This is a genomic window from Uruburuella suis, assembly GCF_004341385.1.
GTDB classification, from domain to species: domain Bacteria; phylum Pseudomonadota; class Gammaproteobacteria; order Burkholderiales; family Neisseriaceae; genus Neisseria; species Neisseria suis.
In genome coordinates this window covers 21,372-34,967 of the sequence record NZ_SLXE01000027.1, presented here as the reverse complement: position 1 = coordinate 34,967, position 13,596 = coordinate 21,372, and the positions used below count along the sequence as shown (strand labels likewise).

Here is a 13,596-nt window from a genome sequence, read left to right as displayed (position 1 = left end):
CAGCAAGGTTGAACACCTTGCGAGCATTTTCAACGCAGCAGGCGCGTTTTTGAGCCAAAATATTGCCGCGTGATGAAATGTGAACAGACCCTAAGGCAAACAGACCGTCTGAAACCTTTCAGACGGCCTGTTGATTGATGCAGCTGCTTACATTTGTTTCAAGCGCTCGATGCGGTTATCCAGCGTGGGGTGGGTGGAGAGCAGCGAATCTTTGGCTTCGCTGGCGATGCCCATGGCGGTCATTTCTTTGGGCAAATCGCTGGGTGCGCCTTTGAGGCGTTGCAGCGCGGCAATCATTTTCGGTGCGCCCACAAGCTTGGCGGCACCGGCGTCGGCACGGTATTCACGCTGGCGGCTGAACCACATCACGATAAAGCTGGCCAAAAAGCCGAACACGATTTGCAACACCAAGCTCACAATAAAATAAGTGCCTTGCGACACTTCGCCGTTGTCGTTGCGGGCCACCATGCCGGAAACGATGCGCGCCAAAAACACCACAAATGTGTTGACCACGCCTTGAATCAGGGTGAGCGTAACCATGTCGCCGTTGCCGACGTGCGCCATTTCGTGCGCCAACACGGCTTCCACTTCATCGCGGGTCATGCTGTTGATCAGGCCGGTGCTCACGGCCACAAGCGAATTGTTTTTGCTGGGGCCGGTGGCAAAAGCGTTGGGCTCGGGCGAATTGTAGATGGCCACTTCGGGCGTTTTCAAATTCCACTGGCGCGCTTGGTTTTCAACGGTGTGCAAAAGCCAAGCTTCCACTTCGTTGCGCGGCTGGGTGATCACTTCGGCACCCACGGCGCGCTTGGCCACCATTTTGGAAGTGAGCAGGGAAATAATCGAGCCGGTGAAGCCGATAACGGCCGAATACACCAAAAGGCTGCCCATTTCATCGGGATTGCTGCTCACGCCGAGCACACTCAAAATGATGCTGATAACCACCAGCACGGCAATATTGGTGGCAAGAAACAGAAAAATACGCTTCACTGGTTTTCCTCTTTATTAATGATAGTGATGTGGTTTGATTTATGGATGTTGCGGTGTTTGGGGCGCTTTTGTTCCCAGCAAACATGACATTATTGTCGCAAAAAGCAATCGCACGGGCTAGATAAGCTTCGGCAAAGGTATGCAAATTTGGCGGGCTTATTCATGCCATATGTTTGGGTTTGCATACAACATCAGGCCGTCTGAAAACTTTTTCAGACGGCCTGATGGTTATCATTGCTCAAATGCGGATTTGGCCGTTGCCCAACACCACCCATTTCTGGCTGGTGAGGCCGTGCAGGCCGACCGGGCCGCGCACATGGATTTTGTCGGTGGAAATGCCGATTTCTGCGCCCAGCCCGAATTCGAAGCCATCGGCAAAGCGGGTGGAGGCGTTGACCATCACGCTGGCGCTGTCGACGCTGCGCAGGAAAATTTGCGCATCGGTGTAGCTTTCGGTGACGATGCTGTCGGTGTGGTGGCTGCCGTGGGTGTTGATGTGGGCAATCGCTTCGGCCAGGTTGTCAACGATTTTGATGGCGAGAATGGGGGCGAGGTATTCGGTGTCCCAATCGGCTTCGGTGGCGGGCTCTATATTGTTCAATATGGCTTGCGTGCGCGCGCAGCCGCGCAATTGCACGCCTTTTTCAGCGTATTTTTCGGCCAGCGGCGGCAAAATTTCTGCGGCGCGCTGCTCGTGTATCAGCAGCGTTTCCATGGTGTTGCAGGTGCCGTAGCGCGAGGTTTTGGCGTTGAAGGCGATATCGACGGCTTTTTGCGCATCGGCAGCCTGGTCGATATACACATGGCAGATGCCGTCGAGATGCTTGATCACGGGCACGCGCGCTTCTTTGCTGATGCGCTCCACCAGCGTTTTGCCGCCGCGCGGAATAATCACATCGATAAGGTCGGGGCTTTGCAACATGGCGCCCACGCTTTCGCGGTTGGTGTTTTCAATCAGGCGCACAGCATCGGTGGGCAGGCCGTTTTCATCGAGCGCTCGGGTAATCAGGCGGGCAATCGCCATATTGCCGTGAAAAGCTTCGCTGCCGCCGCGCAACACGCAGGCGTTGCCCGATTTGAGGCACAAGGCAGCAGCATCAACGGTAACGTTGGGGCGCGATTCGTAAATGATGCCGATCACGCCCAGGGGCACGCGCATTTTGCCGATTTGCAGGCCGTTGGGGCGGATGCGGAATTCGTCCATTTCGCCCACGGGGTCGGGTAGGGCGGCCACTTGGCGCAGGCCTTCGCACATGCCGGCGATGGTTTTTTCGGTGAGCGCGAGCCGCTCAAGCAATGCGGCTTCAAGGCCTTTGGCGGCGGCTTGCTGCATGTCTTCGGCATTGGCGGCCAAAATATCGGCTTGATGTTGGTCGATTAATTCAGCCAGCCGCAGCAGGGCAGCGTTTTTCTGCGCGGTGGTGGCACCGGCGAGTGCATAAAAAGCCTGTTTGGCTGCTGCGGCGCTTTGGCGGACGTAAGCGTGAATCTCTTGCATGATGTGCTCGGTGTGCTTTGGGAATAAGGCAGATAGTAAACGCTGGCGCTGTTTTCGGCAATGCGCAGCAACGGCGATAAATACACAGGCCGTCTGAAAGTGTTTCAGACGGCCTGTGTATGGTTTGGTGTTAAACCGTTTGCGAATATTTGGCGGTGGTTTCTTTGTGGCGCAAATGGTGGTCGAACACCATAGCGATATTGCGGATTAAGAAGCGGCCTTTGGGGGTGACTTTCAAGCCGTTGCCGCGCATGGTGATGAGGCCGAGTTGGGCAAGTTGCTGCAAATCGGCCAGCTCGGCTTTGAAATATTGGGCAAATGGGATGCCGAACATGCTCTCATAGAGCTGGAAATCGAGCGCAAAGCGGCACATCAAGTCTTGAATAATGCTGCGGCGCAAAATATCGTCGCGGTTGAGCTGGTAGCCGCGCATAATCGGCAGGCGGCCGGCATCGATGGCGGCATAATAGGCATCGATATCGCGCTCGTTTTGCGAATAAGTGCTGCCGATTTTGCCTATGCTCGACACGCCGATGGCCACTAAATCGCAATCGGCATAAGTGGAGTAGCCTTGGAAATTGCGTTGCAGCCAGCCTTCGCGCAGGGCAACGGCCAATTCGTCGTCGGGCTTGGCGAAATGATCCATGCCGATAAACACATAGCCGCGCTCGGTGAGCGTGTGCACGGCGTATTGCAAAATATCGAGCTTCTCTTCGCTGCCGGGCACGGCTTCGGTGTCGATGCGCCGCTGCGGTTTGAAAATGTGCGGCAGGTGGGCGTAGTGGTAGAGCGCGAGGCGGTCGGGATCGAGCGCGAGCACGGTGTCGATGGTGGGTTTGATGCTTTCGAGCGATTGGTGCGGCAGGCCGTAAATCAAATCTACGCTCACCGATTTAAAACCGGCTTCGCGTGCTGCTTCAATCACTTCGCGGGTTTCTTCCACGGTTTGGATGCGGTTGACGGCGGCCTGCACTTTGGGGTCGAAATCCTGTATGCCCACGCTCATGCGGTTGAAGCCGAGGCGGCCTAAATGAAATACGGTGTCGCGACTCACTTTGCGCGGGTCGATTTCAATCGAATATTCGCCGCTGGGCATCAGTTGGAAATGCTTGCGTATCATAGCAAACACGCGCTCGAGCTGCTCATCGCTCAGAAAAGTGGGCGTGCCGCCGCCGAAATGCAGCTGCGCCAATTGGTGGCGGCCGCTGAGATGCGGCGCCAATAAATCCATTTCGCGCTCGAGATATTCGATATAGGCATCGGCGCGTGATTTATCTTTGGTGATGATTTTGTTGCAGCCGCAATAGTAGCAAATAGTGTTGCAAAAAGGGATGTGGATGTAGAGCGATAAAGGCTTATTGAGCGCGCCCAAACCGCGCAATTCCAGCGCGTTGGCGTATTCGGTCTCGCCAAAGCCGTTGTGGAAGCGGTCGGCAGTAGGGTAAGAGGTGTAGCGCGGGCCGCTGGCGGGCAGGCCGGCAATCAGCTCGCGGTCGAATTCGGGCTGATTGTTGGTGTGGATGGCGATGGTTTTCATGGTGTGTGTGCGGATTATATTTTTAATAGATTAACGAATTATGCAAAGTCAAGGTTGTTTGGTAGAATGCCCTTATTATGATAATCATGCCTTGACGTGAGTCAATACTCACTTAGTCGGGCAGATAAAGGCAATGCTATGTCTACACACACCCATCAAAGCCAGATGAAAACGTTGTGTTCTACGTGTTCCTTGCGTGAATTGTGCCTGCCGGTGGGCTTGATGCCGAACGAGTTTGAGCAGCTGGATGCGGTAATCCGCCAAAGCCGCCGCTTGAAAAAAGGTGAATATCTTTTTCGAGCGGGCGAGCCTTTCAGCTCGCTTTATGCCATTCGCACCGGTTTTTTCAAAACCACGGTGGCCAGCCAAGACGGGCGTGATCAGGTAACCGGCTTTTTTATGTCGGGCGAATTGATTGGTATGGACGGCATTTGCTCGCATGTGCACAGCTGCGATGCGGTGGCGCTGGAAGACAGCGAAGTGTGCGAGCTGCCTTTTGCACACATGGAAAATTTGGGTCAGCGCATTCCGAGCCTGCAAACGCATTTTTTCCGCCTGATGAGCCGTGAAATCGTGCGTGATCAAGGCGTGATGCTGCTGCTGGGCAATATGCGCGCCGAAGAGCGTTTGGCGGCATTTTTGCTGAATCTTTCCAATCGCCTTTATTCGCGCGGCTTTGCGGCCAATGATTTTATTTTGCGCATGTCGCGCGAGGAAATCGGCAGCTATTTAGGGCTCAAGCTTGAAACCGTGAGCCGTACTTTATCGAAATTCCATCACGAAGGCTTGATTTTGGTTGAGCATAAGCATATTCAGATTCTTGAGCCGCAAGCGCTGAAAAAAATGGTGTCTGGTTGTGCGCATGCTTTATAAATAAAAAATATGCATGCTATTGTTTGCTGCCAGCCAAACGATATGAATTGAAAAATAAACTGAGGCCGTCTGAAACATATTTCAGACGGCCTCAGTTTATTTTGAATATAAATGCGGCTTAAATGGAAAAGTTTAAATGGAAAAGTCTTCCATAATCGGCATATAAAGCATTTGATCAATGCGCTCTCGGGTGAGCTTGGGGGCAAACATATTGATGAAATCATAAGTGTAGCCGCGCAAATAAGTGTCGGGGCGCAGGGCGATATAAGTCCATGAAGGCTCGAATAAATGCGCAGCTTCAATCAGTTGCAAACCATGGTCGCTGGCGGAAGTGAAAGCCATTTCAGCCATTAGGCCGATGCCCAAGCCCAGTTTCACATAGGTTTTCAGCACATCGGTGTCGGCAGAGGAGAGCGCCACCACCGGCGGCTCGATGTGGGCTTTTTGAAAAGCGCGGGCGATGCTGGTGCTGCCGGTAAAGGCAAATTCGTAGGTAATCAGCGCATAATCGGAAAGGTCGCTGAGCGCCAAAGGTTGTGTGCGCGCCAGCAGCGGGTGGCCGTCGGGCACAATCACTGCGTGTGTCCATTGTGAGCAGGGCAGTTTGCGCAAATCGGTGTGCTCATCCAATGATTCGGTGGCAATGGCAAAATCGGCTTCACCACTGGCCACCATTTGCGCAATGGCCGTGGGGCTGCCTTGGCGGATGCTGAGGCGCACTTTGGGATAGCGTTGCACAAAGCGCGCCACAATATCGGGCAACACATAGCGCGCCTGCGTGTGGGTGGTGGCAATGGTAAGCGAGCCACTATCGTGGTCGGTGAATTCATTGCCGATATTTTTGATGTTTTGCACATCGCGCAAAATCCGCTCTGCCAGCTTCAACACCTCTTTGCCCGGCTGCGACACCGACACCACTCTTTTGCCGCTGCGGATAAAAATCTGCACGCCCAATTCTTCTTCCAAAAGGCGGATTTGCTTGGAAATGCCCGGCTGGGATGTGTAGAGGGCATCGGCGGCTTCTGATACGTTGAGGTTGTGGCGGGATACTTCCAGCACATAGCGCAATTGTTGTAATTTCATGATAATGATGTTGGACAAACGGAGAATGTAGGATTTATGCGACACTGTGGCAGTCAATGTAGCATATTTTGCCGCATTTTGCCCGATTTGCGGCAACGGCGGAGAAAGCTTTTGTTTTCGTTGAAACTATCTTGATTTTTTATTGCGTATGAATTTGATTATGTGCTTGATTGTTGTTGCTTTTGCGCAACGTGGATGCGGAAGGGCGCTAGGTTTTGGTTGTAAATAAATGACACAGGTTTGATTTTTCGGCATGATTCATTATTAGGAAGCGGGCCGTTTCGCAGTCGTTGTTCAGGCAGCGCGCTATTGACAGTTTGCATGTAGGTTTCTATAGTGCAAACCTGATATATCCGATTTGCCGTTGTTTACGCTACGGCCTGTATATTGGTGATTTGTGACGGTTGAATACTTTTGGCTGTTGCATAACAATTTTTTGATGAGGGAATAAAATGACCAAACAGCTTAAATTGAGCGCCTTGTTCGTTGCTCTGGTGGCTTCTGGTACTGCAATGGCCAGCGAAGCACATACCAAACATGGTTACACCGTTGACCGCGAGCAAACCGTTGTTCGCAACAACTACGGTGAGTGCTGGGAAAATACCTACCTGGATAAAGCTACTCAAGGCCGTATTGAATGTGGCGATGCTACTCCGGTTCAAACTGCTCCCGAGTATGCTGAAGAAACCGTAGCACTGTCTGCCCAAACCCTGTTCGGCTTTGACCGCGACACGCTGCGTCCGGAAGCTGCCGATACTTTGAATGCTTTGGCTCAACGCCTGAGCGACACCAATGTTGAAGCCGTGCGTGTTGAAGGCCATACCGACTTTATGGGCTCTGAAGCCTACAACAATGCCTTGTCTGAGCGTCGTGCCAATGTTGTGGCCAACTACTTGGTTAACCGCGGCGTACCGGCAGGCAAAATCTCTGCTGTTGGCTTGGGCGAGTCTCAAGCGCGCATGACTGCTTCTTGTGAAGCCGAAGTGGCCAAACTGGGCAGCAAAGTATCACGTGCGAAAAAACGTGAAGCGCTTATCGCCTGTATCGCTCCGGACCGTCGTGTAGATGTACGCATCCGCACTTTGGTTACCCGTCAAGTAGCTCCGGGTCAAGTTGAAGGCGAGCGTCCTGCTGTTGAGAGCGGCTGGATTCCGGGTCCGAAATCTTCGATTCACGGTTATACCCGTCCGTAATCAGCTTCTGCTCTGATGGATAAACCCCGCTTCGGCGGGGTTTTGTGTTTTGGGGCGCGGGAATCTTATTTGGGTAGGTGGACTGGTGTTTTCGGTTTATGGTTGATATCGTGGTGCGGTTTAAATCAGGATAAGGCGGCGAGCCGAAGGCAGTTTATTTATTCATTTCACTATATAATGCTGTTTTTCTTGCCCGGATGCATGGCCGCTTATGACCGAATTTGATTTTATCCGCCGTTATTTGCAGCGCCAGCAGCCCGATAGGGATGTGGTGCTCGGCATTGGTGATGATGCGGCGATTGTGCGCCCGCGTGCGGGCACGGATTGGTGTTTTAGCAGCGATATGCTGCTGGCCGGCCGCCATTTTTTTGCCGATGTGGCGCCGGCGGATTTGGCGCACAAGGTGTTGGCGGTGAATCTTTCCGATATGGCCGCCATGGGGGCTGCGCCGCGTTGGGTTTTGCTGAGCGCGGCTTTGCCGCAGCTGGATGAGGCGTGGTTGCAGGCTTTTTGCGACAGCCTGTTTGCGCTGGCGGCGCAATTCGGGGTCACGTTGATTGGCGGCGATACCACGCGGGGCGATTATGTGTTCAGCGTGACCATTGCGGGCGAATTGCCGCAAGGAATGGCTTTACGGCGCGATGCGGCGCAGCTTGGCGATGATATTTGGGTGTCGGGGCGGCTGGGCTTGGCGGCGGCGGCTTTAAACCGGCATTGGCAAACGGTGCAGCTGCCGCAAGAGGTGTTTGCCCAATGCGAGCGTGCACGTTTGCGGCCGCAGCCGCGTGTGGCTTTGGGGCGCGCTTTGCTGCCGTTTGCGCATGCGGCGCAAGATGTTTCAGACGGCCTGGCGCAAGACATCGGCCATATTTTGAAGGCTTCGGGCGTGGGCGCTGAATTGTGGGTGGATGCGCTGCCCAGCTTGCCCGATTTGCGGGCTTGTTTGCCGCTTGAGCGCTGGCGCGAGTTTGTGCTGGCCGGTGGTGATGATTATGAGCTGGTGTTTACGGCGGCACCGGCGGATCGTGCGCGGGTGCTGGCGGTGGCAGAGCAAAGTGCCACGGCGGTAACGCGCGTGGGTCGCATTAATAACACGAGCGGCTTGAGGATGGTGGCTGCCGATGGTGGCGAAATTATATTAACTTCTTTGGGGTTCGATCATTTTGGCTGATTTCAAACCGACTTTTTCATGGCTGCTGCAACGGCCGGTGTGTTTTTTGGGCTTCGGCTTCGGCACCGGGCTGGCACCGGTGGCTCCGGGCACATTCGGCACGCTGCCGGCTTTGCCGATGGCGTTTGTGCTGATTTTGTTGGGCATCGAGGGCTGGTGGCTGGCGGGGCTGAGTGCGCTTTTGTTTGTGGCCGGCATCAAGATTTGCGGCGATACCGAGCGGGCACTTGGGCGGCAGGATTATGGCGGCATTGTGTGGGATGAAATGGTGGCCATGATGCTGGTGCTGGCTTTTGTGCCGTTTTATTGGGGCTGGTGGCTGGCGGCGTTTGCGGTGTTCCGTTTTTTTGACGCGGTGAAGCCTTGGCCGATTAAGTGGTTTGATGCGCGGGTGCACGGCGGCTTGGGCATTATGCTGGATGATGTGATTGCGGCGCTGTTTTCGCTTTTGGTGCTGCATGTGGCAGCTTGGTGGTTGTGATGTATAGTGGCAAGATTTCGTCCCGATTTAAATCTTGCTGCTTATAGATGGGTTTTTAAGGCCGTCTGAAAGAATAAATGATATTTATGAATGATATAGAAATCACAGTTGAGCCACGTTATTTGGCCGAGCAAAGCAATGTGGCCAAAGACAATTATGTGTTTGGCTATTACATCACGATTTTCAATCGCGGCAACGATGTGGTGACGCTGCGGCGGCGTTATTGGAAAATCACCGATGCACACGGCGATATTGAAGAGGTGTCGGGCGCGGGTGTGGTGGGCGAGCAGCCGGTGCTTTATCCGGGCGATGGCTTTGAATACAGCAGCGGCGCGCATTTGAACACGCCGTGGGGCAGCATGCAGGGGCATTATGAATTTGAAGATGCTTATGGCGACAGCTTTGCTGTGCCGATTCCGAAATTTGATTTGAAGGCCGATTTTACGCTGCAATAAACCCTTGTTGATACGAAAGGTGAAATGTTCGGCTTTTGCTTGGAATAGCCGGATATTCACTAAAATTAATTGGAAATACAGGCCGTCTGAATGTTTTTCAGACGGCCTGTGTGTTTTTTGTAGGTGGTTTTGCGGGTATGGCTTTAACTTATGCTTGCATTTCTTAACTTCCTATGCTGAAATGCATCGTGTCCTAATAATATTGTTAACAATCTGGGAGGAAGCATGGACGCTTTGAAAAATTTTTTCGATACGCTCGGCGGCTGGGTGTGGGGGCCTGCCATGCTGGTGCTGCTGGTGGGCACCGGTGTTTGGCTGACCTTGATGCTGCGCGGCCTGCAATTCAGCATGCTGTGGTTTGCGCTCAAGCAGGCTTTTAAACCGCACGGCAAAAAAGAAGACGGCAGCGACCACGAAGGCGATATTTCGCATTTCGGTGCACTGATGACGGCGCTTTCGGCCACCATCGGCACGGGTAATATTGCCGGTGTGGCTACGGCGGTGGTGTTGGGCGGCCCGGGCGCGGTGTTTTGGATGTGGATTACCGCCATTTTCGGCATGGCCACCAAATACGGTGAAGGCGTGCTGGCGGTAAAATACCGTGTGGTCAACAAAAAAGGCGAAATGTCGGGCGGCCCGATGTATTACATCGAGCGCGGCCTGAATATGAAATGGATGGCTTTGCTGTTTGCGCTCTTTGGCACCATTGCTTCTTTCGGCATCGGCAGCTCGGTGCAGTCAAACTCGGTGGCGATGTCGATTAAGAGCAGCTTCAATATCGACCCGTGGATTACCGGTGTGGTTTTGACCGTGTTGACCGGCATTGTGATTTTGGGCGGCATTAAGAGCATTGCCAAGGCCGCATCGATTATCGTGCCGTTTATGGCGATATTTTATGTGTTGGGCGGCTTGGTGATTATTGTGCTGCACATTGATATGCTGTGGCCGGCGATTGACAAGATTCTCACCGAAGCCTTCAATTTCAGTGCGGCGGCAGGCGGCATGGCCGGTGCGGCGATTCGCTACGGCGTGGCGCGCGGTGTGTTTTCGAATGAAGCCGGTATGGGCTCGGCACCGATTGCGGCGGCAGCTGCCAAAACCGACCACCCGGTGCGCCAAGGCCTGGTGTCGATGACCGGCACCTTCCTCGACACCATTATCGTGTGCTCGATTACCGGCATTGTGTTGGTGATGGGTATTTTGAGCAACCAAAGCCCGGCCGGCGAAACCGGCGCGGCCTTGACCACGCACACGTTTAACAATATGCTGCCCGGCCCCGGCGGCTGGATTGTCACCTTCGGCCTGATTTTCTTTGCTTATTCCACCATTTTGGGCTGGTGTTATTATGGTGAGAAGTGCGCGGCTTATGTGTTTGGCGATGGATTTGTGCCGGCTTATCGGGTGATTTATGTGATCACCGTGATGCTGGGCACGGTTGCCAGCCTCGATTTGGTGTGGTCTGCCGCAGATACCTTCAACGGCTTGATGGCGATTCCCAACTTGATTGCCTTGTTGTTGTTGTCTAAGGTAATTTTGAAAGAAACCAAAGACTTTAAAGCCAAGCGCCAGAGCGGCGAATTGCCTTAAACCGATATGTTTTTCAGACGGCCTGAGTGAATCAGGCCGTTTTTTTATTGAGGCCGTCTGAAAAGCCGCTAGAATGAACGCTGTTTTTTTATCAGGCCGTCTGAATCATGAGCGCTGTTTATTTTGTTGCCGGCACCGACACCGGTGCAGGCAAAACTTTTTGTACCGCGGCCTTGCTGCACGCCCTGCGCCGAAGCGGGCGGCGGGCGGCGGGCTTCAAGCCGGTGGCGTCGGAAGCCGATGCGCGCGGGCAAAATGCCGATGTGTTGGCTTTACAGGCGGCTTCCGAGCCGGCGCTGGCTTATGCCGATCACAATGTTTACACCTTTGCCGAAGCCACCGCGCCGCATTTGGCCGCGCATGATGAAGGGCGGGCTATCGAGCCTGCGCGCTTAAGCGCCGGGCTGGCGCAGTGGCGGGTGCGGGCGGATGTGGTGCTGGTGGAAGGGGCGGGCGGCTGGCGCACGCCTTTGAACGGACAGATTGATTTTGCCGATTGGGTGGCGGCGGAAAAGCTACCGGTGTTGTTGGTGGTGGGCATGCGGCTGGGCTGCATCAACCATGCGCTGCTCACCGTGCAGGCGGTGCAGCAGGCGGGCTTGCCGCTGGCGGGTTGGGTGGCCAACTGCATCAGCCCCGCGCCGCACCGGCTTGAGGATTATGTGCACACTTTGCAGCAGCGCATTGATGCGCCTTTGCTGGGCGTGGTGCCTTATTTGCCGGAGCAGGATGCGGCGAAGGCGGCGGATGTTTTGGATATTGGTTTATTATAAGTGCTGTTGAGATAAAGGCCGTCTGAAAAGCGGGTAGGTTGGGTTGTAAACCCAGCAAATCCACAAGCCGTCTGAAATCTTGGGTTTATCAACCCAACCTACGCCGTTACAAAATGTAGTTTCGTGTCACTTTTTCTTGCATTTCACTGTGTTGGTTTATTGTAAATGCTGCTGAGATATAGGCTGTCTGAAAAGCGGGTAGGTTGGGTTGTAAACCCAACAAATCTACAAGCCGTCTGAAACGTTGGGTTTATCAACCCAACCTACGCCGTTGCAAAATGTAGTTTCGTGTCACTTTATTCTTGCATTTCACTATGTTGGTTTATTGTAAATGCTGCTGAGATATAGGCCGTCTGAAAACTTTTCAGACGGCTAAGAAAGTGGTCGGTCAGATGCCGGTATCCGACATTTGCCGCATGCTTGAAAATCTTGTTCTGCGAACAAGTGTCGGATTCGAGAATCCGATCTACGCACTGCTGAGATAGAGGCCGTCTGAAAATTTTTCAGACGGCCTGCTTGTTGTTGGCGTATCAAAGTATAAGCCTTTTAATCTTGACAAGGCTGCACCAACACCCACGGCGCCACCACCACGGCCCACATGGCTTGGTTGTCGGCGAGAAACTGCCGCGCCTGCGTTTCGCTCACCACGCCGAATTGGCCTTGCTGCATCAGCTTGGCGAGGGTGGCGCTGTCATCATCGGCCATCAGCTTGGCGATGCCGATTAAATCCAAGTGGCTGTCCACATACACGGCGGCGCCGCGGGCGAAATGCGGTTGCAGCTCTTGCCAATGGATGCGGGCGGTTTCGAGGTTTAATTTGTCGTGAAGCAGCGCTTCTGCCATGATGTTTCCTTTTCGGTGGGGCGGAGAAAATATTATTTTACCGATATTTCAGACGGCCTGCTGTTTTGCGAGTATAATGTTATATAGTATCATTTTAAGCGGATTCATTTTTCAGACGGCCTATTGTGTCAGGCCGTCTGAAACATTCATTCTTTATTATATGCATTCAATATTGTTAACCGGCCTGCTTCAACGCCTGCTGCTCGCTTTGGCGGCGCTGGCGCTGATTGGGGGCGTGTATTTTTGGGCGGTGGGCGCATGAGCGTTGCCATTGAAAATCTGACCGTGAGCTATCAGCGCCGGCCGGCCGTGCACCATTTGGATATGGTGTTTGGCGCGGGTGAAATGTGGGCGGTGTTCGGCCCCAACGGCGCGGGCAAATCCACGCTGCTCAAGGCGGTGATGGGCTTGCTCAAGGCCGACACCGGCAAAGTGGTGTGGCAGGGTTTGCAGCGCAAAGACATTGCTTATCTGCCGCAGCAAAGCGAAATCGACCGCAGCCAGCCGATGACGGTGTTTGAGCTGGCGGCGTTGGGCTTGTGGTATGAAATCGGCTTTTTCGGGCGCGTGAATGCGGCGCAGCGGCGGAGGGTGCACGAGGCATTGGCGCGGGTGGAGATGGCCGATTTTGCCGCTCGGCCGATTGCGCATTTGTCCAACGGGCAGTTTCAGCGTGTGCTGTTTGCGCGCATGCTGGTGCAAAATGCGCGCTTGCTGCTGCTTGATGAGCCTTTTAATGCGGTGGATGCAAAAACCACTTATGCGCTGCTGGAAGTGTTGCGCCAATGCCATCAGGAAGGGCGCGGTGTGATTGCGGTGTTGCACGATTACGAGCAGGTGCGGGCTTATTTTCCACACACTTTGCTGCTGGCGCGTGAAAAAATAGCGGCCGGCACCACCGAAAAAGTATTGGTGGATGAAGCGCTTTTGCGCGCCAACGCGGCCATGCAGCAGCACGACAGCGGCGATTGGTGCGCTGCCTGAGTGTGATGGATGTTGCCCGTTTGCCGCTTTTTTCGATGATGGCTGAGATGGGCGGCGCTCAAATAAACAGGCCGTCTGAAAGTTTCAGACGGCCATCTGAATCAAGCAATATCATTACAATATCATTA

General features: G+C 53.8%; 13 protein-coding genes. 8 read left to right on the top strand and 5 right to left on the bottom strand.

Going from position 1 to position 13,596, the window contains the following annotated elements:
• Nucleotides 1–147: 147 nt before the first annotated feature.
• The 3 genes from htpX to hemN form a co-directional block, all read right to left on the bottom strand.
• On the bottom strand, nucleotides 148–990 hold the full coding sequence (gene htpX / locus EV680_RS09450; protein ID WP_132954493.1) for a protease HtpX: 843 nt from the start codon (nucleotides 988–990) through the stop codon (nucleotides 148–150).
• A gap of 238 nt (nucleotides 991–1,228) precedes the next feature.
• Nucleotides 1,229–2,488: a glutamate-5-semialdehyde dehydrogenase gene (locus EV680_RS09445; protein WP_132954492.1), complete on the bottom strand. Its 1,260-nt coding sequence runs from the start codon at nucleotides 2,486–2,488 to the stop codon at nucleotides 1,229–1,231.
• 130 nt (nucleotides 2,489–2,618) lie between these two features.
• Nucleotides 2,619–4,025: an oxygen-independent coproporphyrinogen III oxidase gene (gene hemN, locus EV680_RS09440; RefSeq protein ID WP_132954491.1), complete on the bottom strand. Its 1,407-nt coding sequence runs from the start codon at nucleotides 4,023–4,025 to the stop codon at nucleotides 2,619–2,621.
• Between the two features lie 138 nt (nucleotides 4,026–4,163).
• Here hemN and fnr point away from each other — a divergent pair, with 138 nt between their 5' ends.
• Nucleotides 4,164–4,898: a fumarate/nitrate reduction transcriptional regulator Fnr gene (fnr, locus tag EV680_RS09435; RefSeq protein WP_132954490.1), complete on the top strand. Its 735-nt coding sequence runs from the start codon at nucleotides 4,164–4,166 to the stop codon at nucleotides 4,896–4,898.
• A gap of 132 nt (nucleotides 4,899–5,030) precedes the next feature.
• On the opposite strand, the gene EV680_RS09430 is transcribed toward fnr, so the two are convergent.
• Nucleotides 5,031–5,981 (bottom strand): CysB family HTH-type transcriptional regulator, encoded by a 951-nt coding sequence (locus EV680_RS09430; RefSeq protein WP_132954489.1) that lies wholly within the window; start codon nucleotides 5,979–5,981, stop codon nucleotides 5,031–5,033.
• 452 nt (nucleotides 5,982–6,433) lie between these two features.
• Between EV680_RS09430 and EV680_RS09425 the strand changes: the two genes are divergently transcribed.
• The 6 genes from EV680_RS09425 (at nucleotide 6,434) to bioD (ending at nucleotide 11,641) form a co-directional block, all read left to right on the top strand.
• Entirely contained in the window at nucleotides 6,434–7,174 is a 741-nt protein-coding gene (locus tag EV680_RS09425; RefSeq protein ID WP_132954488.1) for an OmpA family protein, read from the top strand.
• 211 nt (nucleotides 7,175–7,385) lie between these two features.
• Complete coding sequence (thiL, locus tag EV680_RS09420; protein WP_132954487.1) at nucleotides 7,386–8,345, top strand: thiamine-phosphate kinase; 960 nt, start codon at nucleotides 7,386–7,388, stop codon at nucleotides 8,343–8,345.
• Nucleotides 8,338–8,826 carry a phosphatidylglycerophosphatase A family protein gene (locus EV680_RS09415; RefSeq protein WP_132954486.1) on the top strand — a complete coding sequence of 163 codons (489 nt, stop codon included), beginning with the start codon at nucleotides 8,338–8,340 and terminating at the stop codon, nucleotides 8,824–8,826. Before thiL ends, EV680_RS09415 begins: the two co-directional genes overlap by 8 nt.
• A gap of 86 nt (nucleotides 8,827–8,912) precedes the next feature.
• Complete coding sequence (apaG, locus tag EV680_RS09410; RefSeq protein ID WP_132954485.1) at nucleotides 8,913–9,281, top strand: Co2+/Mg2+ efflux protein ApaG; 369 nt, start codon at nucleotides 8,913–8,915, stop codon at nucleotides 9,279–9,281.
• A gap of 225 nt (nucleotides 9,282–9,506) precedes the next feature.
• Nucleotides 9,507–10,868: an alanine/glycine:cation symporter family protein gene (locus tag EV680_RS09405; RefSeq protein WP_132954484.1), complete on the top strand. Its 1,362-nt coding sequence runs from the start codon at nucleotides 9,507–9,509 to the stop codon at nucleotides 10,866–10,868.
• Nucleotides 10,869–10,975: 107 nt separating this feature from the next.
• Entirely contained in the window at nucleotides 10,976–11,641 is a 666-nt protein-coding gene (bioD, locus tag EV680_RS09400) for a dethiobiotin synthase (protein WP_132954483.1), read from the top strand.
• A 546-nt stretch (nucleotides 11,642–12,187) separates the two neighbouring features.
• On the opposite strand, the gene EV680_RS09395 is transcribed toward bioD, so the two are convergent.
• Nucleotides 12,188–12,484, bottom strand: coding sequence for a DUF2288 domain-containing protein (locus tag EV680_RS09395; protein ID WP_132954482.1), 297 nt, complete (start codon nucleotides 12,482–12,484; stop codon nucleotides 12,188–12,190).
• A gap of 258 nt (nucleotides 12,485–12,742) precedes the next feature.
• On the opposite strand from EV680_RS09395, the gene EV680_RS09390 reads away from it, so the two are divergent.
• Nucleotides 12,743–13,468 carry a metal ABC transporter ATP-binding protein gene (locus EV680_RS09390; protein WP_132954481.1) on the top strand — a complete coding sequence of 242 codons (726 nt, stop codon included), beginning with the start codon at nucleotides 12,743–12,745 and terminating at the stop codon, nucleotides 13,466–13,468.
• Nucleotides 13,469–13,596 lie beyond the last annotated feature (128 nt).